22 protein-coding genes are annotated in these 20,956 nt (G+C 62.6%); 6 read left to right on the top strand and 16 right to left on the bottom strand.

The window, feature by feature from the left end:
* The first annotated feature begins 199 nt into the window (after positions 1–199).
* Positions 200–1,387 carry a beta-ketothiolase BktB gene (gene bktB, locus U5768_RS23075; RefSeq protein WP_322032712.1) on the top strand — a complete coding sequence of 396 codons (1,188 nt, stop codon included), beginning with the start codon at positions 200–202 and terminating at the stop codon, positions 1,385–1,387.
* Here bktB and U5768_RS23080 read toward each other — a convergent pair.
* From U5768_RS23080 to U5768_RS23130, 11 genes are all read right to left on the bottom strand, one after another.
* Positions 1,365–2,165 (bottom strand): GntR family transcriptional regulator, encoded by an 801-nt coding sequence (locus U5768_RS23080; RefSeq protein WP_322032713.1) that lies wholly within the window; start codon positions 2,163–2,165, stop codon positions 1,365–1,367. The two genes, bktB and U5768_RS23080, sit on opposite strands and share 23 nt — an antisense overlap.
* Complete coding sequence (locus U5768_RS23085) at positions 2,162–3,091, bottom strand: GlxA family transcriptional regulator (protein WP_322032714.1); 930 nt, start codon at positions 3,089–3,091, stop codon at positions 2,162–2,164. The genes U5768_RS23080 and U5768_RS23085 overlap by 4 nt, the downstream gene beginning before the upstream one ends.
* Before the next feature lie 141 nt (positions 3,092–3,232).
* Positions 3,233–4,567: an MmgE/PrpD family protein gene (locus U5768_RS23090; RefSeq protein ID WP_322032715.1), complete on the bottom strand. Its 1,335-nt coding sequence runs from the start codon at positions 4,565–4,567 to the stop codon at positions 3,233–3,235.
* Positions 4,568–4,570: 3 nt separating this feature from the next.
* Positions 4,571–5,371, bottom strand: coding sequence for a crotonase/enoyl-CoA hydratase family protein (locus U5768_RS23095; protein WP_322032716.1), 801 nt, complete (start codon positions 5,369–5,371; stop codon positions 4,571–4,573).
* On the bottom strand, positions 5,368–6,942 hold the full coding sequence (locus tag U5768_RS23100; RefSeq protein WP_322032717.1) for a class I adenylate-forming enzyme family protein: 1,575 nt from the start codon (positions 6,940–6,942) through the stop codon (positions 5,368–5,370). The genes U5768_RS23095 and U5768_RS23100 overlap by 4 nt, the downstream gene beginning before the upstream one ends.
* An 11-nt stretch (positions 6,943–6,953) precedes the next feature.
* On the bottom strand, positions 6,954–8,126 hold the full coding sequence (locus U5768_RS23105) for an acyl-CoA dehydrogenase family protein (RefSeq protein ID WP_322032718.1): 1,173 nt from the start codon (positions 8,124–8,126) through the stop codon (positions 6,954–6,956).
* 19 nt (positions 8,127–8,145) lie between these two features.
* Positions 8,146–8,964 carry a nitrilase-related carbon-nitrogen hydrolase gene (locus U5768_RS23110; RefSeq protein WP_322032719.1) on the bottom strand — a complete coding sequence of 273 codons (819 nt, stop codon included), beginning with the start codon at positions 8,962–8,964 and terminating at the stop codon, positions 8,146–8,148.
* A gap of 41 nt (positions 8,965–9,005) precedes the next feature.
* A complete protein-coding gene (locus tag U5768_RS23115) occupies positions 9,006–9,890 on the bottom strand; it encodes a glycine betaine ABC transporter substrate-binding protein (protein ID WP_322032720.1) in 885 nt (294 codons plus the stop codon).
* A 34-nt stretch (positions 9,891–9,924) separates the two neighbouring features.
* Positions 9,925–10,650 (bottom strand): ABC transporter permease, encoded by a 726-nt coding sequence (locus U5768_RS23120; RefSeq protein ID WP_322032721.1) that lies wholly within the window; start codon positions 10,648–10,650, stop codon positions 9,925–9,927.
* A complete protein-coding gene (locus tag U5768_RS23125) occupies positions 10,647–11,765 on the bottom strand; it encodes an ABC transporter ATP-binding protein (RefSeq protein ID WP_322032722.1) in 1,119 nt (372 codons plus the stop codon). Before U5768_RS23125 ends, U5768_RS23120 begins: the two co-directional genes overlap by 4 nt.
* Before the next feature lie 3 nt (positions 11,766–11,768).
* The gene (locus tag U5768_RS23130) at positions 11,769–12,494 is read right to left on the bottom strand and encodes an ABC transporter permease (protein ID WP_322032723.1); all 726 of its coding nucleotides are present in this window, start codon (positions 12,492–12,494) and stop codon (positions 11,769–11,771) included.
* Positions 12,495–12,672: 178 nt separating this feature from the next.
* Between U5768_RS23130 and U5768_RS23135 the strand changes: the two genes are divergently transcribed.
* Positions 12,673–12,801 (top strand): hypothetical protein, encoded by a 129-nt coding sequence (locus U5768_RS23135; protein ID WP_322032724.1) that lies wholly within the window; start codon positions 12,673–12,675, stop codon positions 12,799–12,801.
* A gap of 60 nt (positions 12,802–12,861) precedes the next feature.
* On the opposite strand, the gene U5768_RS23140 is transcribed toward U5768_RS23135, so the two are convergent.
* Positions 12,862–14,154 carry an NRAMP family divalent metal transporter gene (locus tag U5768_RS23140; RefSeq protein ID WP_322032725.1) on the bottom strand — a complete coding sequence of 431 codons (1,293 nt, stop codon included), beginning with the start codon at positions 14,152–14,154 and terminating at the stop codon, positions 12,862–12,864.
* A gap of 142 nt (positions 14,155–14,296) precedes the next feature.
* Here U5768_RS23140 and U5768_RS23145 point away from each other — a divergent pair, with 142 nt between their 5' ends.
* Together U5768_RS23145 and U5768_RS23150 are read left to right on the top strand one after the other, a co-directional pair.
* Positions 14,297–14,884 carry a pyridoxamine 5'-phosphate oxidase family protein gene (locus tag U5768_RS23145; RefSeq protein ID WP_322032726.1) on the top strand — a complete coding sequence of 196 codons (588 nt, stop codon included), beginning with the start codon at positions 14,297–14,299 and terminating at the stop codon, positions 14,882–14,884.
* A 100-nt stretch (positions 14,885–14,984) separates the two neighbouring features.
* The gene (locus tag U5768_RS23150; RefSeq protein ID WP_322032727.1) at positions 14,985–15,212 is read left to right on the top strand and encodes a hypothetical protein; all 228 of its coding nucleotides are present in this window, start codon (positions 14,985–14,987) and stop codon (positions 15,210–15,212) included.
* A 148-nt stretch (positions 15,213–15,360) separates the two neighbouring features.
* Here the strand turns inward: U5768_RS23150 and U5768_RS23155 are convergent, their stop codons facing one another.
* Entirely contained in the window at positions 15,361–15,594 is a 234-nt protein-coding gene (locus U5768_RS23155; protein WP_322032728.1) for a hypothetical protein, read from the bottom strand.
* Positions 15,595–15,654: 60 nt separating this feature from the next.
* Positions 15,655–15,915: a hypothetical protein gene (locus U5768_RS23160; RefSeq protein ID WP_322032729.1), complete on the bottom strand. Its 261-nt coding sequence runs from the start codon at positions 15,913–15,915 to the stop codon at positions 15,655–15,657.
* Positions 15,916–16,685: 770 nt separating this feature from the next.
* Between U5768_RS23160 and U5768_RS23165 the strand changes: the two genes are divergently transcribed.
* The gene (locus U5768_RS23165) at positions 16,686–18,227 is read left to right on the top strand and encodes a diguanylate cyclase domain-containing protein (protein WP_322032730.1); all 1,542 of its coding nucleotides are present in this window, start codon (positions 16,686–16,688) and stop codon (positions 18,225–18,227) included.
* A gap of 76 nt (positions 18,228–18,303) precedes the next feature.
* Positions 18,304–19,410 carry an acyltransferase gene (locus U5768_RS23170; protein WP_322032731.1) on the top strand — a complete coding sequence of 369 codons (1,107 nt, stop codon included), beginning with the start codon at positions 18,304–18,306 and terminating at the stop codon, positions 19,408–19,410.
* Between the two features lie 55 nt (positions 19,411–19,465).
* On the opposite strand, the gene U5768_RS23175 is transcribed toward U5768_RS23170, so the two are convergent.
* Complete coding sequence (locus tag U5768_RS23175) at positions 19,466–19,771, bottom strand: DUF4148 domain-containing protein (protein ID WP_322032732.1); 306 nt, start codon at positions 19,769–19,771, stop codon at positions 19,466–19,468.
* Between the two features lie 296 nt (positions 19,772–20,067).
* Positions 20,068–20,793, bottom strand: a complete 726-nt coding sequence (locus tag U5768_RS23180; protein ID WP_322032733.1) for a haloacid dehalogenase type II — start codon at positions 20,791–20,793, stop codon at positions 20,068–20,070.
* Positions 20,794–20,956 lie beyond the last annotated feature (163 nt).

Genomic DNA, 20,956 nt, shown 5'->3' on the forward strand with positions numbered 1-20,956 from the left:
AAATTCGCGCTGGCCGCCGTGGATGGCAAAACATGGCCAGTTTTGTCAGTATGTCGGCCTGATTCATCAGTCTGTCCGGCTCCCGTTGGCGCTACGATGCGCATGACGTGCCCTGCGTGCCTGGAAACAGATCCGGCCGGCGTAGCCATACCGTGCGCCACTGCCTCGCGGGAAGCAAACAGATCATTGAGGAATCCATATGAGCAGGGAAGTCGTGGTGGTGGGCGGTGTGCGAACCGCAATCGGCAAATTCGGCGGCAGCCTGAAGGATGTGCCGCCAACCGAACTCGGTGCAATTGTCGTTCGCGAACTGCTTGCGCGCAGCCACGTCGAGGCAAAGGACGTAGGGCACGTGGTGTTCGGCAACGTCATCGCTACCGAGCCGCGCGATTTTTACCTTTCTCGCGTCGCCGCCATCAACGCCGGTATTCCCGAATCGACGTCTGCGTTCAACGTCAACCGGCTGTGCGGTTCGGGCCTCCAGGCGATCGTGTCCGCCGCGCAAACCATTCTGCTCGGCGATGCGGAAGTCGCGATCGGCGCTGGCGCCGAGAACATGAGCCGCGCGCCGTACATCACGACCGAGGCGCGCTTCGGCGCACGCATGGGCGACGCGCGCCTCGTCGACATGATGCTGGGCGCGCTCAACGATCCTTTCCACACGGTGCCGATGGGAGTCACGGCCGAAAACGTCGCGGGCCGTTACGGCATTACGCGCGAGCGCCAGGATAATCTCGCGCTCGAATCGCATCGCCGCGCCGCGCGGGCGATTGCCGAAGGCCGGTTCGCAAGCCAGATCGTGCCAGTCAAGCGCACGGTGAAAGGGCGCGAGACCGTCTTCGACACCGACGAACATCTGCGCCATGATGCAACGATCGACGACTTCGCGAAACTCAAGCCCGTCTTTGCGAAAGAGAACGGTACGGTCACGGCGGGCAATGCGTCAGGCATCAACGACGCAGCCGCAGCCGTCCTGCTGATGTCGCGCGAAGCGGCCGAGGCGCGCGGCCTCGCGCCGATGGCGAAACTCGTGGCATATGCGCACGCGGGCGTCGATCCGCTCTACATGGGCATTGGTCCGGTGCCGGCTACGCGTCTTGCGTTGCAGCGCGCGGGATTGTCCGTCGCCGACCTCGACGTGATCGAGTCGAACGAGGCGTTCGCCGCGCAGGCATGCGCGGTTACGCAGGAACTTGGGCTCGACCCTGAGAAGGTGAACCCGAACGGTTCAGGCATTTCGCTCGGGCATCCCATTGGCGCGACGGGCGCACTGATTGCCGTGAAGGCGCTGCACGAACTCAAGCGCATTGGCGGCCGCTACGCGCTTGTCACGATGTGCATTGGTGGTGGTCAGGGCATTGCCGCTATTTTTGAAAACGTTCGGTAAAGGGCTCGTCGCCGAGCAATCCATTGAGCGCGCGCGTTGACCGGGAACTGATCGAGACCCCGGCCACCGCACGCTGCGAGACATATTCGGCCACCCTTTTGCGCACCCGGCCGATATGCGAGCACGCAAGATTCTCGGCGCGATCCGCGTCCTCTTTCCTGATTGCGTCGAGAAATTCGCGGTGTTCCCGCAGTATGCCGTTCAGATGCGAATGCCTGGCTTGCGCGCTGGGGAATGACCCGTGGCTCATCGCGAGACGAGCAACGCGAAGATTTTCTTCCAGCAGCTTCGCGTAAATTCCGGCAAGCACGCGATTGCCGCACGCATTGCCGATTGCGAGATGCAGGTCCCGGCGGCCGTCGATCATGCCGTTCACGTCGTCGTTCGCGTACGCCTGCTCGAATGCGGCAACGCGATCCTCGATGTGCTTCAGATCGGTCCCGGAACGTCTTTGCGCGGCAAGCCGCAGCGTGGCGCGGTGGGCCAGTTCGAACGCCTCCAGATGCTCCTGCAACTGCGGAATGTCCATCGACGCGACCCACGCGCCGCGGCCGGGCAAAAGCGAGATCAGCCCTTCGGCCGCGAGCCGGATCATCACGGTCCTGAGCGGCGGCCCGGAAATCCCGAGTTCCTCCACCAGCGCCTGCTCGTCGATGTCCTCGCCGGGCAGCAGTTCCAGCGAAGCGATCCGGTCGCGCAGCAGTTGGTACTCATTGTTCGCGTCCGCTCCCTTGACTGCCTTGGCCTGGCCGGCGGCAGGCAGCTTTTTTCTGTTCATCGGCGAAACCCGTGAGTGTCTGGCCGCTCGCTCGTCGCCCGATCCTGCCCTGGCGTTTTCGAAAAAAATTGCTTGTAGCAGCGTCCGAGATGCGACGCGCTCGCGAAGCCGGATTGCATCGCGACGTCGAGCAGCGAGAGCGACGACTCGCGTATCAGTTTTTGCGCCGCCTTGAGCCGCAACTCAAGATAGAACGCCGATGGCCGTACCTTGAAGTGCTTGATCCACATGCGCTCGAACGTACGCGGCGAAATACCCGCGAGCGACGCGATTGTCTTGATCGGAACAGGCCGCTCGATGTTCTGTTCCATCAGCGTCACCGCATGAACGATGCGTCTGTCCTCGACGCCATAGCGCCACTGAATCGCCATCTTCTGGCTTTCCTGCGCGGTGCGCATGCGCGTGTGTATGAACTGGTCGGCCACTTCCGCCGCGAGTTGATGCCCGTGCTGGCGCGCGATGAGGTCCAGCATCATGTCGATGGCCGCGGTGCCGCCGCTGCACGTCATGCGGTCGCCTTCGATGCAATAGAGATCGCGACTCACCTCGATGGAAGGAAATTCGTCGGCGAGTTCCCTGAGCGCTTCCCAGTGAATCGTGCAACGACGCTTGTCGAGCAGGCCCGCGCGCGCAAGGATCATCGTGCCCAGGCTGATGCCGCCGAGTGTCGATCCGTTCGCGGCATAACGGCGCAAAAACTCGAAAACCTGCGCATTGCGATAGTTCGATACCCCGATGCTCGCGACGACGAATACGTGACTCAGTTGTGGCGGCGACGTGATCGCAAAGTCTGGCAACAGCGCGAAGCCCGAACTCGACGACACCGGTTCCCCGTCTGCGCTGATCAGATGCCAGCTATACAGTTCCCTGCCGCTCACGCGATTGGCCGCGCGCAAGGGTTCCGTGGCGGAGCTAAGGGCCATCATCGAGAAATGTGGAACGAGGAAGAAGCCCATGCGTTGCGGCGTGACGGCCTCATGCCGATCGGGGAGGGCGGTCGTATCCGCGCGTGTACGCGCTGCCCTGGCAGGGTGTGTGATCGACGGGCGATTGTTTGCGTTCACGGTTCAGTTGTGGCTCGTCAGCACGCGCGCGAGCAGCGGCGCCGCGGTTGCGTCTTTCGCGTCGAGCGTGTCGATAGTGCTTTCGAGTTCATGCGCCGCGTTTGTGCCGCGCGCGGCTTCGGCAAAGCGGCGAAACTTCGCGCGGATGGCTTCGGCCCCGAACGGCAGATCGGGATCGCCCAGCGCGCGCGTGGGACCGGAATCGAAGCGGCGTCCGTCATGAAGTTCGATGCGCATCTGCGCGATGCGCTCGTTCGGAAAGCGCGACGTGTATGCCGCGCAATCTTCGGTGTCGATCAGGTGGCTCAGACGCAAAACGGTTTCGTCGCGCAATGCCGCGCCGTGCAAGGCGTCGAAGCGCACCGCGCCATGTTTCAACGCCACGGCCACCGGAAACAGCAGGCTGTATTGCGCCTGCTCCGTCGTCTCGGGCGCGGCGTGCGCGAGTCGCGTCGCATGATGAAATGTGCGGATCTTCACCGCGCGAATCTGCTCGCTCGTAAAGCCGTGTTCCGATTTGAGCGCGATTGCCGCGTCGATAGCGGGGTGCGCCCATCGGCAGACGGGCTGCGGTTTAAAATATTGCTCCATGATGCGCCACTGTTCGCCGAGATCGCTCCAGATGCTGCGGCTTTCTTCCTGTTCGACGGTGACGGCAGGCGCCCCCGTGAAGCCGCGCTGCGCCAGCAAGGCCGCGCTCAGCCCCGCCATGCAGCCCCAGCCGGAACCGTCCTTAACCATCGTGGGGTGATCGATGCAGCGCATCATTTGACTGCGGGGCCCATGATATTCCGCTATGCCGAGCGCTTCGCGCGTCTGCGGCCTGTCGAGCGGCAGTACGCGCGCGGCGAGCGCCGCTGCGGCCAGGGCGTTCCACGCGCCCGACGTATGATAATCGCAGGCGCTCGCGTGCAGCGCAATGCCCGCGCGCGTGCCAAACTCGTAACCGAGCACGACGCAGGCGAGAAACTCGCGGCCGCTCATGCCGGGCAGGGCGTCGGCGAGCGCGAGCAGCGCGGGCAGCACTGTTACGCCGACATGCCCTTTGGTTTGGGCGTGGCCATCGTGACCGTCGCAGCTATCGATGGTCATCGCGCCCGCGAGTCCCGCGCCGACGGGACTCACGACACGGCCGTCGAACAGCATGCGCGAGCGGAGCTTGCCGGCTGCGAAGCACTCCGCTGCGTGATCGTGCGCGATGCGCGACAACGCCGTCCCTCGTCCTGCCAGCGCGACGCCGAGCAGATCGAGCACGCATAGCTTCGCCTGTTCGATAACGCGCCCGGGCAGCGCGTCGAATGTCAATTCGTGAATGAACGCGACGGCGCAGGTGCCCATCCCTCACGCTCCGGTATAGACGGGTGCACGACGCTCGAAGGTCGCGGCAATCGCCTCGCGATGGTCCGCGGTGCGGTGGGCGATGCCCTGAAACGCCGCCGACATCTCCAGCAGGCTCGGCAGGTCCATGCGCTGGCCCTCGCGCACGAGGCGCTTGGACATACGCAGGATATCGGGCGCGTTGCCCGCAATCTCGCGGGCGAGCGTGAGCGCCGCTTCCATCAGTTGAGCATCGGGCACCACGCGCGATACGAGTCCCCATTCTTGCGCGCGTTTCGCGTCGATCGCGCGGCCTGTGAAGATCATCTCGTTTGCGCGCGACAGGCCGACCGCGCGCGGTAGCAGCCACGCGCCGCCATCGCCGGGAATGATGCCGACTTTCGCGAAACTCTCTGCAAACAAGGCACTTTCGCCCGCGATGCGAACATCGCACATCAGCGCGAGATCGCAACCTGCGCCGTGTGCCGGGCCATTGACAGCCGCGATGACCGGCACATCGAGTTCGTGAAAGGCGCGCGGAATGCGCTGGATACCGCGTCGATAGTTCTCGCGGATCTGCGCCGCGTTGCCGGAGAACGTACCGGTTTCGTCGCGCATGTGCTTGATATTGCCGCCCGAAGAGAACGCGGGGCCGCTGCCCGTCAGCACGATTGCGCGCACGGCCAGATCGCCTTGCGCGCGCTCGAGACAGCCGACGATCGCATCGACGACTTCCTGTTCGGTAATGGCATTGCGCGTTTCGGGACGGTTCAGCGTCATCGTGACGACGTGGCCGTCCTGTTGGTAGAGTACGGGGTCGCTCATTGCGGGGTTCCTGAAAGCAGGCTTTGATAAACGGGACCGGCGAGTTCGTGACGCAGCACCTTGCCGCTCGGATTGAGCGGCAGCTTCTCGACGAAAAAGATTTTCCTGGGGCGCTTGTATGGCGCAAGATCGTCGCCGGACTTGCAGAAGGCGATCACGTCGTCTGCGGTCAGCGTCGAGACGCTGCGTACGATGAACGCCGTCACCGCTTGCCCCCATTTTTCGTCGGGCACGCCGATCACGGCGGCTTCCTGCACGCCGGGGCAGTGATACAGCACCTCTTCGACTTCGCGCGGATAGATGTTTTCGCCACCCGACACGATCATGTCGTCGGCGCGGCCCTGGAAATGGAAATAGCCGGCTTCGTCCACGCTGAAAAGATCGCCCGTATAGAGCCAGCCCGACTTGAACTTCTTGTCGGTTTCGGACGGGTTGTTCCAGTAGCCCGAGGCAAGCTGCGGTCCCTTGACGATCAACTGACCGACTTCGCCTTGCGCAACGGTTTCATTCGGCGCGACCAGGCGCTGCGGATCGTTGCGGATCACGCGGCAGGTACTGATGAGCGTGGGCTTGCCGCACGAACCGAGATACGTGAGCGCATCGCGCGGATGCAGCAGGAGCGTGAGGCTCGCTTCGGTCATGCCGTAGCCGTTGAAAATATTCGGGCAGAACTCGTCGATCACGCGCTGCATCGTTCTCGCCGGAATCGCGGCGCCCCCCGTCGTGATCATGCGCAGGCTGCCCGTGTCGATCGATGCGAAATCCGGATGAAACAGCATGTCCTGAATTTGCGTGGGCACCGCGAAAAGCGTGGTGATGCCGTACCGCGCAATCGCCTGTAGCGTCGCGAGCGGTTCGTAGCGCGGCAGTATCACGTTGTGCGCGCCGACCATCATGTGCGGGATGAAATACGCCTGCATGCCGCCCACGTGATAAAGCGGCGCGATATGCAAGGCGGCGTCGGTGCTGCCGAGGCTGTACTCCATGACGCAGTTGGTCGCGATGGACACATCGTTGCCGTGCGTATGAATGGCGCCTTTCGGGCGGCCGGTCGTGCCGGACGTGTAGACGAGCGCGGAAATATCGTCGGGTCCGAGCCGGGGCAGCGGGGCGTCGAGGTGCCCGGTGCGTTCGATCAGCGCTTCGAATGCGTGATGATGCGAAGGCATCGCGGCGCCGTTATTCACGCACACGTACGCGCGCAAATCCGGCAACTGCGGCTCGATTTTCGCAACGACGGGCAGCAGCGAATCGTCATAGACCAGGGTTCGCGCGCCCGAATCGCGCAGAATGAACGCGGCTTCGTTCGCGGAGAGGCGAAAGTTCATCGGTACCGCGATAGCGCCGAGCAACTGGCACGCCATATAGGCGGTCGGCGTCGCATCGGATGTCTTCTGCAGAATCGCGACGCGATCCATCCGGCGTACGCCGAGATCGAAGAGCGCCTGTGCGAAACGGCGCACGCGCGTGCTCCATTGCGCATACGTGAGGGAAACGGCGCCGCAGGTCAGCGCGCGACGCTCGGGATACCTTGCGACCGTATTTTCGAAAAGCGATGTTATCGTGAGCATGAGCTTGCTCTCTAGAGAGTGATCCGGATACCGGGAAGATCGCGGCCGGCAATCAGGTATTTGGCGACTTCCGATGTGCCGCCGACGATGGTCAGGGCACGCGCGTCGCGATAGATCTGTTCGGCGCGGCCGTATTCCTTGGTGAGGCCGTCGCCGCCGAGAATCTGAACCGTTTGGTCGGCGCAATAGTTGGCGGTTTCGGTGGCGACGAGCTTGGCCATCGCGGCTTCCTTCACCAGCGTTTTTCCGTCGACGCCCGCGTCGTACATCTTCGTCGCACGATAGGTGATGAGTTCCGATGCGTCGATGTGCCAGCTCATCTGCGCGATCTTGTCCCAGATAAGCTGCTTGCAGCCGAGCGCTTGACCGAAGGACTTGCGTGTTTGCGCGTGCGCCGTGGCGATATCGAATGCGCTGCGCGCGACGCCGAGCCCTGAGCCGCCGAGAATCGCGCGCTCGAAGTTGAACATGCCGCGCATGATGCGCGAACCGCCGCCATTTTCGCCGAGCAGATGATCGGCGCTCACGCGGCAATTGTCGAATTTCACTTCGCCGACAATGCAGCCGCGCCGGCCCATGAACGTATAGTTGCGCGGGAAACTGATTCCTGGTGCGTTCTTCGGGACCGCGACCGCCGTCATGCCCTCGCGGGTCAATCCATAGACGATATAAACATCTGCGACGGACGCATTCGAGATATAGCGCTTGAAGCCGTTGATGACCCACTCGTTGCGCGCCTCGTCGAATTCGATGCGCGTTTCCATGCCCGCCGAGTCGCTGCCGACATTCGGTTCGGTCACGCAGATCGCCCCGATGGCCGCGCCTTCGAGAATCGGCGCGAGATAGGCGTCCCGCAGCCGCGCGCCCGCATGACGATGCAGCGGATACGCACAGGAGAGCGCTGTCGCGATGGTCGTCTCGAACGCGTAGTTGATGTACGAGGCTTCCTCGGAGAGGATCGTCGCGTGCGTGAGGCCGGGATGTTCGAGCGTGCCTCGATATAGGTCCGGGAACATCAGCTTCAGATAGCCCGCCGCGCCGAGTGCGCGGACCACGTGCCTGACCGCGTCCCAATCCTGCCGGTCTTCGATATCGGAACTTCGCGGCAAAAGCTCGCGTTGCAGGAACTCACGGACTTCGGCACGGAAGGCACGGTCCGCATCATCAAGTAGAAAATCGCGCATGGTTATCCGTTGTCTTGGTTCAGGTACGTTGTGCGTAAATGCGCGCGTCGCGCACAGTGGGCAGAAGGAAGCGCGCGCGGCGGACCGCTTCGTAGTCGAGTTCGCCCACGACGAGGCATTCTTCTTCGTTTTCAGCCCGCGCCACGGTGTTGCCGAAGGGGTCGAGAATGCGCGAGCCGCCCCAGAAGGTCAGCATTCCTTCAGTACCAACGCGATTCGCCATCACGATGCCCACGCCGTAGGTGAGGGCGTAGAAGCGCAGGTTGAGGTCCCAGCCCGCGGGGTTCTCGAAGCCGTCGCCGACCGCCTCGCGCGCCGAGCTGATCGGCACGGCGAGCAGCGTGACGCCGTCGCACGCGAGTCCGTGCACCACGGCGGGATTCCAGACGTCGTTGCAGATGGGCGTCGCAATGCGCCATTCGTGGTCGATCGCGTAGCTTTCCGGCTTCGGGCCCGCAGCGAAATAAAGACCGTCGCGCAGCTTGCCGTACGTCGCCAGCATGGTCTTGCGATGCACGTGAAGCAGCTTGCCGTTCGCGACCGTTGCCTGGCTGTTATAGAACTGGCCGCCTGGCGCTTCCTCGATAAAGCCGAACGACACCTGCAGGTTCGCGCTGGCTTCGGCGATCTGGCGTATCGCGGCGTCGTCGCGCGTCATCGCGAGACGCAGCGCGTCCTTGCCGCCGCTGTGGCCATGCAGCGACAACTCCGGAAAGACGAGTAGACGCACGCCGCGCCTCTTCGCATCGGCAATATGATCGAGATGCCGATCGAGATTCGCCTGCGTGTCACCGTAAGCCGTCTCGGTTTGCGCGGCTGCCACCTTGATTACGGTCATGAGGTTATTCCCCGGTTATGCGGTATTTGCAGGAGCATCGGTCAGATCAGCCCGGACTCTTTGAGGAATTGCTTCGCGACATCGGAGAACGATTTCCTCTGCACATCGACGCTCGCGTTCAGACGGGCCATCGTGGGCGCATCGAGCCTCGCCGAGAGCGCGTTGAGCAGGGGCCCGAGCGTCGGGTTGGCGTCGAGCGTCGCCTTGCGGATCACCGGCGTAAGCGCGTAAGCGGGGAAGTAGCCTTTGTCGTCTTTCAGCAGAACGAAGTTGAAGGCGGGCACACGGCCATCGGTTGCGAAGACGAGCGCGACATCCACCTGGCGGTCCTTCAGCGCCTGATACACGAGGCCGGTATCCATGCGCTTCACGTCGCTCTGGCTGAACCCGAAGCCGTATGCTTTCTCCAGCGGACGCAGCCCGTCGGGACGTGCATAGAATTCCGAGTTGCACCCGAACGTGAGTTCCTTGCCGCCCTTGACCGCCTTCGCGAGATCGCTCATCGTGACGATGCCCAGCTTCTTCGCTTCGTCCTGGTTCATGGCGAACGCATACGTGTTGTTCGCCCTGGACGGATTCAGCCACACGAGTCCTTTGGCTGCATCGAGTTCCTTGACCTTCTTATAGGTGTCTTCAGGCGAAAGGCGCTCGTTGATCTTGTTGTAGGTAATGAGCGACGTGCCCGTGTATTCCCAGTAGATGTCGACCTGTCCATTCTCCTGCGCCTGACGCAGCACGGCGCTGCCCATGCCGTCCTTCTTCGTTACGGTGAAGCCCTTGGCTTCGAGATAAAGCGTGGTCATCTCGGCCATCAACTGCTGCTCCGTGAAGTTCTTGCCGCCCACGACCACCGACGCCGCGCTCGCGGAACCGCACAGAAGCAAAGAAATAAGGATGCCGAACGATGCCGAAAATAGCTTTTTCATGGTCTCTCTCATGGTTGCGAATCCTGGTGGAAAATCAGGTTTGCGGATTCACGCCGCGCGACACGAGCAGGCGCTGCATCTGGCCAATGAATCCATCGGTCAGAATGGCGAGCAGCGCGGTGGGCACGGCGCCCGCGATCAGCATGCCGAAGTCGTTCACGTCGATGCCGGTGAAGATCAACTCGCCAAGCCCGCCGCCGCCGATCAGGAACGCGAGTGGGGCCGTGCCCACCGTAATCGCCAGCGCCGTGCGAATGCCCGCGAAAATCACGTACAACGCGTTGGGGAGTTCGATGCGCCACAGAATCTGCGCGGGCGTCATGCCCATGCCGGTTGCCGCTTCGATCAACGCGGGCGGCACGGCGCGCAGTCCTTCGTAGGTGTTCAGTGCGATCGGCAACAGCGCCGCGACCCACAAGCCGAAGATCGCGGGCACGGCGCCGATGCCCATCACGCTCATTGCGAGTGCGAGCAGCGCAAGCTTCGGCACGGCCTGTCCCGCATTGAGCGATTGCATGACGACGCTCGCACCGCGCTTCTGCGAGGGCCGGCTCAGATAGACGCCGGCCGGAATTGCGACGACGAGCGCGAGCACGCCTGCGATAGCGACCATCGTCATCATCTGCAGGCTCTGGTAGACAATATCGCCGCGATACTGGTTGACGCTTTCCCACCAGCTATCCGCGTGGGCCTGCGCGCTCAGTGCTAGCAGTGCGGGCAACAAAAGGTACGGCAAAGGGCACGACGAAAGGCGTTTCATGCGTATTCTCCCGCGCCCAGCTTCAACATTTCGACGATGCGTTCCTGCCTCACATAGCCGACGAAGCGGCCCGCCTCGTCGACGGTGGGCATGCATGCCGCGCCGCTCGCGAACATGGTCGAGACGACGGTGCGCAGATCGTCCTCCTGGTTCGCGGTGGCTTGCACCGGAAGCGCGTGCGATGCCGCGATCGGGCCTTCCACTTTCAGCAGACGCTCGGCGGTGAGATAGCCGTGGGGCCTGTCGGCGGCATCGACGAGCACGATCTGCTCGACACCGTGCTTGTCCATCATCGCTTTGGCGCGGGTGCTGTCGTCGCCGACGTGGACGAGGCAATCGCGCGCCGTGACCGCATCGCGGGCGCGCAACAGGCGCAGGCGCTTTAGCGCGCGGTCCGTGCCGACGAATCCCGCGACGAACGGCGTCGCCGGCCGCGCGAGAATGGTGTCGGGCGAATCGAACTGTTCGAGATGGCCGTTGCGGAAGATCGCGATCTTGTCGGCCATCTTCACCGCTTCGTCGATGTCGTGGCTCACGAACATGATCGTCTTCTTGACCTGCTTCTGAATGCGCAGGAATTCGTCCTGAATCAGTTCGCGATTGATCGGGTCGATGGCGCCGAACGGCTCGTCCATCAGCATGACCGGGGGATCGGCGGCGAGCGCGCGCGCCACGCCCACGCGTTGCGCCTGACCGCCCGACAAATCCTTTGGATAGCGCGTGAGATAGATGGCGGGATCGAGCGCGACGATCTCGAGCAGTTCGGCCGCACGGCGGCGCGCCTTCGTTTTGTCCCAGCCGAGCAGGGTCGGCACCACGGCGATATTTTCCTCGACCGTCATGTTGGGAAAAAGCCCGATCTGCTGGATCACATAACCGATGTGGCGGCGCAATTCGACCACTTCGAACTCGTCCGTGTCGCGCCCTTCGAGATAGATCTTGCCGGACGTCGGGCGCACGAGCCGATTGATCATCTTGAGGGTCGTGGTCTTGCCGCATCCCGATGCGCCGAGCAGCACGCAGATCTCGCCCGCGCCCACTTCCATGTTGATGCCGTCGACGACCGCGCTCGCCGCGCCGTCATATCGCTTGGTAAGGTTGGAGAGCTTGATCATGATCTATTGCGCGTGTCCGGTTTGTTTGCGGGAGCCAGTCATGGCGGAGAGGCGCAGCGCGAAATTCGCTGCGCGCGAAGGCGTGCGAAGTCCCTTCGGCGTGAGCCAGCGCTGCACGCGTGAGAGACCGATATCGGCGGCGATGGCGAGCACGCTCACGAGGATCGCGCCCGCAATGAGCTGACGTGGATCGGACTGCGAAATACCACGGCTGATGAGCTTGCCGAGACCGCCCGCGCCGATATACGCGGCAATCGCCGCGATGCCGACGTTGATGACCACCGCCATGCGCACGCCGGCCATGATGATTGGCAGTGCGATCGGAATTTCGACTTTGCGCAGGCGTTCGCGGGTCGTCATGCCCATGCCGCGCGCGGCTTCGCGCAAGGCCGGGTCGATGTTGGTGATCGCGGTGTAGGTGTTACGCACGATCGGCAACTGCGAGTAGAGGAAGAGGGCGATGACCGTCGGCAGAAAGCCGATGCCCTGGCCGATTACGGAGAGGATCGGAATCATGAGGCCGAAGAGCGCGACTGAGGGAATGGTCATGATGATCGCGCCGACATACAGCACGATCTTCGCGAGCCGGTCGTTGGCGGTGATCGCGATGCCGAGCGGGACGCCCGTGATGATCGCGAGCCCGACGCCGACGCCTACGATCTCGATGTGCTCGCCGGTCATCCTGGCGATGCTCGCCAGGTTGTCCCAGATGAAGGCAACCGTTTCCACTATGTCTCCTGGGCTCTTGAGAGCCATGATTGTGTTTGGGGTGCTGCTGACGAAAAGATAGAGCGCAGCACGCAGGCACAGCTAATCTCAAGCCGACATTGTTTGTCACAAAAGCGGCGTGGCGCTCCTGTGGCCGGAATTTATTGTTTAAAAACAATGGGATATGGAGACATTGGGAATGTCCCGATGGGTCATCGCGATGCTGCGCTGCGGCGGACGCGACACCTATGTCAACGCCATTTTTAATGTCCGCCGCACCTCGAAACCGGACATTTCAAAAAAGCCGCAACAAGCAAAAGTTCGATAATTTGCATTATGTAAAATTAAACATAAACGTGCAATCAACCCCCCACGTCACCCAACCCCCTCACATAAACTCCAGAACACTATGCACGGCCAACGCCGCGCCCGTGGCGAGCGTCGCCAGCCAGCATAGCGCGCGCGTGAACCCGTGCGTCTTCATTTCGCCCACGGCCTCGCGGCGCCGGCTCAGCAACAAAAGCAGGATGAGCACCGGCGCGATGGTCATGCCGTTAGCCAGCGCGCTCCAATAGCAGGCCTTGACTGGATCGACACCGCACGCATGAAACAGCAACGCGATTGCCGTGCTCGTCACCATGAGCGCGACAAGAACGCCGGCGATCCGGCGGTCTCGTTGCTCACCCTGCGGCCAGCCGAACGAACTGGCCGCAGCGTGTGCCGCCGAGCCCGCGAGCGGCGGCAACGCCAGTAGCGCGGTGCCGAGCAGCGCGAGGCCGAGTACGGGCGACGCGTATCCATGCGCGACCGGCGCGATCGCCAGAGCAGCGGTCTGCGCGTTGCCGACCGGCTGGTGCGTGGCGTGGAGCGTGATGGCGGCCGCGATGAGGATGAGCGCGCCGCACGCGTTGGAAAGCAGCGTGCGCACCAACGTATCGCGCCGCATCTTCTTTAGCTGTGCCGGATCTTCCCCATGGCGTTCGCGGCCCTCGCCCCCGCGCTCTTCAACTTCCTGCTCGGCCTGCGAAAACAGCAGATACGGGCTGACGGTCGTGCCAAGCACCGCAAGCAACATCCCGAAGTAGTCTTCGGACCACGTGAAGCCGGGCACCAGGGCATGCCAAGCCACGTCACGCCACGGCACGTCAGTCGCGAACATCACGCCGGCATAGGCGAACAGCGAAAGCGCGAGCCATTTGAGCACGTTCGCGTAGCGCGCATAAGCCACCCACCATTGAAGCGCGATCGACACGGCAGCAAACAGGATCATGAACGGCGCGACCGGCCCGCGGAACATCAGGCGGGCCGCTTCTCCCATGGCGAGTATGTCGGCGGCCATGTTCACGGTATTGGCGCCCAGAAAGCGGGCCACGGCGATCAGGAAGATCCAGCGCGCGTAGTGCTCGCGCATGTTCTCGGTGAGGCCTTTCCCGGTCACAGCGGCGACGCGCGTCGCAACCAACTGGAGCGCCACCATCGAAGGATACGAAAGCACGCACACCCAGAGCAGATCGAAACCGTATTGCGCGCCGGCCAGTGAATACGTCAGGATGCCGCCCGGATCGTTGTCGGTGGCGATCGTGCCGAGGCCCGGCCCGATGTCGGCCGCCCAGGCGTGCGCCGGGAGTTCGCTTCGGTTGGTGTGCTCGCGTCGAAAACGTAGGCTCAGGCCGGCTTTCATCGAAAGAAGTGTGAACAGGTGCGGAAATGCACAATCCGCCCAAGCAGGTGGTGTTCCCGAGCGTCGTGGCGCCGCTTGCGGGCATCGAGCGTGCGCTTCGCTTTCGCTCCCCTCCTTCTTTTTTACAGGCGGCTCGCCAGCAATGAACTCGATGACGCTCGAACAGATTTATGCCCGAATCTGGGATTGCCTCGCTGCTGCGGTACGCGAAGATGATCAGCCTTTCAAGGTGATGCAGGCGGCGACAATCGGCCTCGACGGCTCGCCGAACGTGCGCACCGTACTGCTTCGAGGCGCTAGTGAAACGGAGAACAGGCTCACTTTCCACACCGACCTGCGCTCGCCGAAGATCGCCGAACTCAGCCGCGAACCGCGCATCGCGCTTGTCGGCGTCGATCCCGCTCGCAACCTGCAACTGCGCGTGTTTGGCGAAACCCGGATTCTTCGCCACGGGCAAGCGCGGCTGGATGCGTGGAGGTCCAGTCCCGACCACGACCTTATTGCCTACCGCACGCATCTCCCGCCGGGCACGCCCATGGCCCACGCGGGCGACGCGCTCGACGAAACGCGCGATGCTCCCAATCCCGATGAAGGTCTCAAGCATTTCTGCGTCGTGGAGGTGCGCCCTGCCCGCTTGGACTGGTTAGACCTTTCGGCAGCAGACGGTCCCCAGCGTGCGCTGTATGTGCGTCGCAACGATGACTGGGCCCCTGCCTGGATCGCCCCTTGATCACGTATATCGGGCTTTTAGAAGGGACAGCCTCACGCCATTCCACGGCACGGGATTTGCGGGGCGGCTTTCATCCCGCGACAAGCAAACGGAGCCAGCCATGCAATTCACTTTCCAGTCTTGCCTGATCAGCATGAGCGCAAGCATCGATGACGGCAGAATCGTGGCAAATGCGAGAATTTTCGTCCCGTCATCGGACGGGTCATTCGACGACGATATCCATGACTTGTGTCTCGATGACAATTTCATCGACGAAAACGAAGCGCTGGCGTTTGCCCGCGAGCGCGCGATGGGCTGGGTGGAGGAGCACTGCGTCAACGCGGCGTAGCGTGTGAGTGAGAGTTGCGCCGGTATTCCCGGCGCCGGCGCAGGCGGATTGAAGCTGACAGGGCCGCGGCAGGATGCACTCTCGCTCGCAGCGCTCAGCGCACAGCAGGGCACGTGCCTGCCGGGTTTGTTGTTGCCCCGCCGACGCCCTACGCGCCGCGCGCGAGCCCACGCGTGAGTCCATTCAACGCGAGAAATTGTTCTTCGCGGCGTGCTCTCAATGTGGCGAGGTCCATCCGCAAAACGCTTCGCGCTTCGTCGAGCCATGGCGCGAGGCAATCACCCGCTCCACGCTCCATCTCCGCAAGGCGTTCGAGACGCGCTTTGATCCCGGCATCGATATTTAGCATAGCCAATAGCACGTCCTCGCTGCGTTGTCCCATCGTTTCGTCTCCTGATCGTTGTCCGCTTTTTGAGTGCTTCACGTGGTGCGGTCCAGGCCCTTATCGAAAATGGCCGCCGGCCACGACACAGGACGATGGCGTTTCCAGTCTGTCGAGGCGAGCCAGTAGATCCTTTGCCTGCTTTTCAGCGTGTATGGGGAGCAAAGGCATTGCGAGAATTCCCTCCAGCCGCTTCCGCCAGTAGCTCAGGCTGACCACGGTTCCTTTCTCCTTCGCGCGAATGCTGTCGGCCGAATGCTCGAGATGGACGAGTACGTTCCTGATATGCGCAAGATCCCGTTCCGCAAATTCGCTGCTCACGATTGAATCCCTGTTCGTTGTGTCCACATCGTTGTAGTACGCAATTCCCTTCCCCTGCATCGTCGCAACGGACGAGCAGCGCCGTCACTTCAGCGAGCGAAGCAACGTGGCAAGTTGAGAGGAGATCGGTATTCGGTGGCGATCCGGTGCGCAACAGCGCACAGGACAGCGGGTGAAGTTAACGCGGCGGATTTCGCCGTATGGGAGGCACGGACGCCCTATCCTGGCTCGCGCTGTTGCATACGAGCACGCTGCTGGGCGGCGTGACGAAGCGATAAGCGAATGGCGACAACGCAACGACCCGATTCCAGGGACGCACAGCGATAAAGGCTGCGGTTGTGGCAAATAATAAATCTTGAGGAATGCTCACGAATTGGCTCCAGGTGCTCACCAACAGGCGTGGCCGCTGCCACTGCGGCCGATCATCCGCGCGCCAGCGCCCGCAACCCGCGACGCCTCACCGAACAATCTAGAGTCTTCATTCTAACTTTGTTAAATCGATGCCACCGGTTCTTGATGACCAGGGGTTTCCCCTATATCCGAAAACGCGTCGAAGGATTCGCCGCGCCTTACGTTACGCAAGCTGTGTGACGACTTCGCGATTATTCCAACGATATTGTTTCGCAACGGCCATCAACTTCCGCGCGCCATTGCCGTTATAACGGTGCAGCGAAACTAGGGGCCGCACCCCACCTTCCATCAAGGTCATGTTGACGCGCAAAGGCGTCAGCCCGCAGCCAGTAAGGCTCGCGCAAGAAACGGGGCAGGACGTGAGCAGACTGCAGACAATTCGCGGGCGCAGCCGCCCCGTCGGCACCGACCGAGGCGACGCGCCGCGTTGGGCTCTCATTGTGCTGCCCGCGCTGACCGTGTTGATCCTGGCGGTGCTATGGATCACCATCCTCGAAAGGCTGCGCGTCGAAAAAGACGCCGCGCTCAACGACGCGCGCATCGCGGCGGCAACCGAGGCGAGCGCGCTGCAAACGCACACGCTCAAAACGATCCACGACGTCGACGAGATCGCGCTGCTCATCAAGTTCGGATACGAGCGCGCGCCCACCACTTTCGATCTCGCGAAATATCAGTCTTACGGGCTGGTTACTGCCGACACCGCGTTGCAGGTGACGGTCGTGGGCGCGGACGGACGCGTGATCGTATCGACCATTCCGTTTTCCGGCGAAATTAATCTGAGCGATCGCGAGCATTTCCGCATGCATCGCGAGCACGCCGATGTCGGGCTCTATCTCAGCCAACCGGTCGTCGGCCGGATTTCGCATCAGATGTCGGTCCAGGCGACACGCCGCATCAATCGCACGGACGGCAGCTTCGGCGGCGTCGTGGTCGTGTCGGAAAACCCGGTGTGGCTCACGGACGGCTTCTCCAAAAGCGCCGCTCCCGGCGAGCACGGCATGATCGCCGTGTTGAGCCGCCGCGGCTTCATGCTTTCGCGCCGCGCGGGCGATGCGCCGAGCCGCACCGGCGACGCGCCGCCCCGCGACTACCTCCGTGTGCGCACAACCGTCGACCGGTTCACCGATCCGATCGACCATGTCGAGCGCATCGTCGCCACGCGCGAGATAAAGCAGTATGGATTGACGGTCGTGGCCGGGCTGTCAGTCGAGCAAGCCCTCGACGATTACCGGAGAATGCGCCGCGTTTATCTGACTATGGCGACCGTTATTTCGGTAATTCTCGTGGGACTGTCGACGTGGATCACCGCGCTGATCCTCGAACTGCTTAGGGGCAAGGAAGCGTTGCGGCAGCTCGCGCACACGGACGCTCTCACGGGCCTGTCGAATCGCGCCCGCATCATGGAACTGCTCGAAGCGGTCGTCGTGGCACGCCGCGCGGCGGGCCGCGTTGCCGTCATCTTCGTGGACCTCGACCGGTTCAAGGAACTCAACGACACGTACGGACACCATCTGGGCGACGCGATCCTTGCCGAAATCGCCCGGCGCCTGACCGACGCAACACAGGGCCGGGCGCGGATAGGACGGCTGGGCGGCGACGAATTCCTCGTCATCGTCGAAGACGATCGCGCACGCGACGCCGCATCGCAGATTGCTTCCTGCATCACGGCTGCCCTGGAGGCGCCCTTCGACGTGCAGGGCCGCGACTACAGCGTGCGTGCGAGCCTTGGCGTGGCGGTGCTACAGCCGGGTGAGCGCGCATCCGATCTGGTCAAAACGGCGGATCGGGCCATGTACGACGCCAAGGCGCGCAGTCGTGCGAAACGCGTGCCGCCGGTGCGCAATGCGCGGTCCCGCACCACACAGGGCATTTCTTGTATGCGAAATCGCCCGCTATGTTAATTAACGCACCAACCTTCGCTTCGTCGCCCTCTATTTTTGCAAATCGCGGCTACCAAAAAACGTCACGGCGGGGAACATGGAGAATACGAATACGAACGCGAGATACGCCACATTAGATGGTTTACGCGGCTTAGGTGCACTGTTTGTCCTCGTTCAGCATTTTCCTTCGATGTATCATGTGTCGCTTCTGAATCGCGCTTATCTCGCGGTCGATCTGTTCTTCGCGATGAGCGGCTTTGTCATTGGCAGTGCTTACGACAGGAAGATTGCTTCGGGATCCTTGAAGATCCACCAGTACATCCTGCAGCGACTGGTGCGCCTGTACCCGCTCTACCTCGCCGGTCTCGCGCTTGGCGTCGTCGCCTTGATGGTGCGCTTACCCACCTACTACTGGGCCGAAATGGCTTCGGCGCTGCCGGCAAGCGTGCTCATGCTGCCAAGCCGTGTGGCATTGCCCATCTTCTACCCAGCGCTAACGACTTATGACCTAAGCTATCCACTGGATTTTCCCGCGTGGTCGTTATTCTTCGAGCTGGTGGCGAGCCTTGGCTATGGGCTGCTGTTCCGGTTTCTGAACACCCGGACGCTCTTGCTCATTATGGGCGCGTCGGGTGTCGCGCTCGGTATCGCGTCGTACACGTCCACCCTCAACAGCGGCGTATTGTGGTCGTCGTTCTATCAGGGCTTCGCGCGCGTGGGCTATGCGTTCGCCGCAGGCCTTCTGCTATACCGCCACCGCGGCCCTGGACAATCGCGCAATCATCTCGCGACGGTCGGCGTGCTCGTGGCCGTAGTCGCCTTGCTCGCCTTTTCATGGCCCGTGGCGCATCGACACGCGTCCGATCTGTTTCTCGCGCTCGTCGTTCCGCCCGCGCTGGTATGGGTGATAACGCGTGTGGAACCGCCCAGGCGGTTCCTCGGGCTCTGCGCCTTCTCCGGCATGGTCTCCTATGGCATCTACGCGATGCACGTGCCGTTGGAGATTCTCCTGCAGGAGACCCTGTATCGCATCCACGGGCTTCCCCATCCTGGCGGCATCACCGCCCTGCTGCTGATTCCGGGCGCTGTGCTGCTCGCCTGGGCCACCAACCGTTACTACGACACGCCTGTGCGTCGAGCCGTGCTCGCGCGGGCGCGAGGCCGCCGTACGGCGGGGCCCGTCTCCGGCAGTGCGAGTGCGTAGGCGAACCCAAACAAAGCCCTGCCATTCGGAGGAAGGGCTTCGTCAACGCAATGGCTCACTGACCGAAGTAAATCGGCTTCATGCTGTCTCCGCCCGCCGGCGCGCCCGACGCTGACGCCCCGCCCGTCATGCCGCCGTAACTGGCGCTGCCATTCTGTGCCGCCGCGCGTGCTTCGGCGGCCTGAATGTCGGCGGGATAGCGGGTGTTGTCGCCGTCGCCTGGGCGGTAGCCCGCCTGTTCCAGTTGCACGAGTTCCGCGCGGACCTGCTCAGGCGTCACGGTCACGTTCGATTGCCCGAACGCGAGCGCGGGAGCGCAGGCAATGATAAGGATAACGAATGTTTGATCGGGGGATTTCATGATGAGCTACCTCTAGCGATTGCCATGTGGAGTGCGACAAGCATTCTTGTCTGCACAAACAAGCCGCTTCGCTTCGCTCAATTTCCCGTCCCGGCGTCATTGTGCAGAAGATCGGCACGACAACGCGCACGGAGGGAGTGCGTCGTCACGCCCGGAGCGACTTGCAGCACCTTATGCAGGTGTCATGCCATCCGGGCGCGATCCGCGCAAAGCCCTTTCCAACGTGTCTTGCGCCGACGTGCGTTTCGGCGCAACCATCACTTTGCCCGATGGTGTCGGGGAACAGCAGACAGGCCTCAATCTATCGGGGCATCGAGTCGATTCGCAAGCTCGTTTAAATCGTTCACAACGAAATCCCACGCCTGTTCCGCTTTCAGATCCGTCGTCTGTTGGGGACCGTGCTCGGTCGGCCGCAGGACAAAGGCGGTTGAAAGACCGAGCCGGCGCGCGGCCGCGAGGTCGCCATTATGCGCCGCGACGAGGCACAGTTCGGCTGGCGCGAGACCCAGAATGTCCACCGTTTCGGTGTACACCTGCGGCGAAGGCTTATAGGCGCGGACCACTTCGGCGCCGAGAATGGCGTCCCACGGCAAACCGGCGCGCTTCGCGATATCCACCATGAGCCGGATATTTCCGTTGGACAAAGGGGCAATGATGAAGCGGCGTTTCAGGCGGCCCAGCGCGCCGACGGCATCGGGCCAGGGATCGAGACGATGCCACGCCAGAGTGAGTTCGTCGATTTCGGCGTCCGTCGCTCCGGTAATGCCGCTACGTTCCAGCACCTTCAGGAGATTCTCGCGATGCAGGATGTCGAGGCGCACATAGGGCCGCCGCCCGCTGCGGATTTCCTCCATGGAAGGCGAATACTCGCGACGCCAGGCGTCGGCGAAAGCGAACGCGTCGAGATTTGGGGAGTGACGCCGCAGAAAAGCGGTCGCTTCCCTCGCGACACCGCTTCGCCAGTCCACGACTGTGCCGAAGACGTCGAATACAAGGGCCTTGATTTCGGTGGGATTCGTCATAGGGGCCTGAATGAGCAATGGATCGGACGCCAACCGGCAAAGGCGGCGCAACGCTCATTGAAGCACCTGAAGAGAAATCTCGCTGACGGGTGTGCCGTATGGGTGCCGTATGGTTGCCACAAGCGGGTTGCCACAAGCGTGCCGCACGCCGGCGGCACGAACC

It is taken from the genome of Paraburkholderia sp. J76 (assembly GCF_905220295.1).
In the GTDB taxonomy this organism is placed as follows: Bacteria; Pseudomonadota; Gammaproteobacteria; order Burkholderiales; family Burkholderiaceae; genus Paraburkholderia.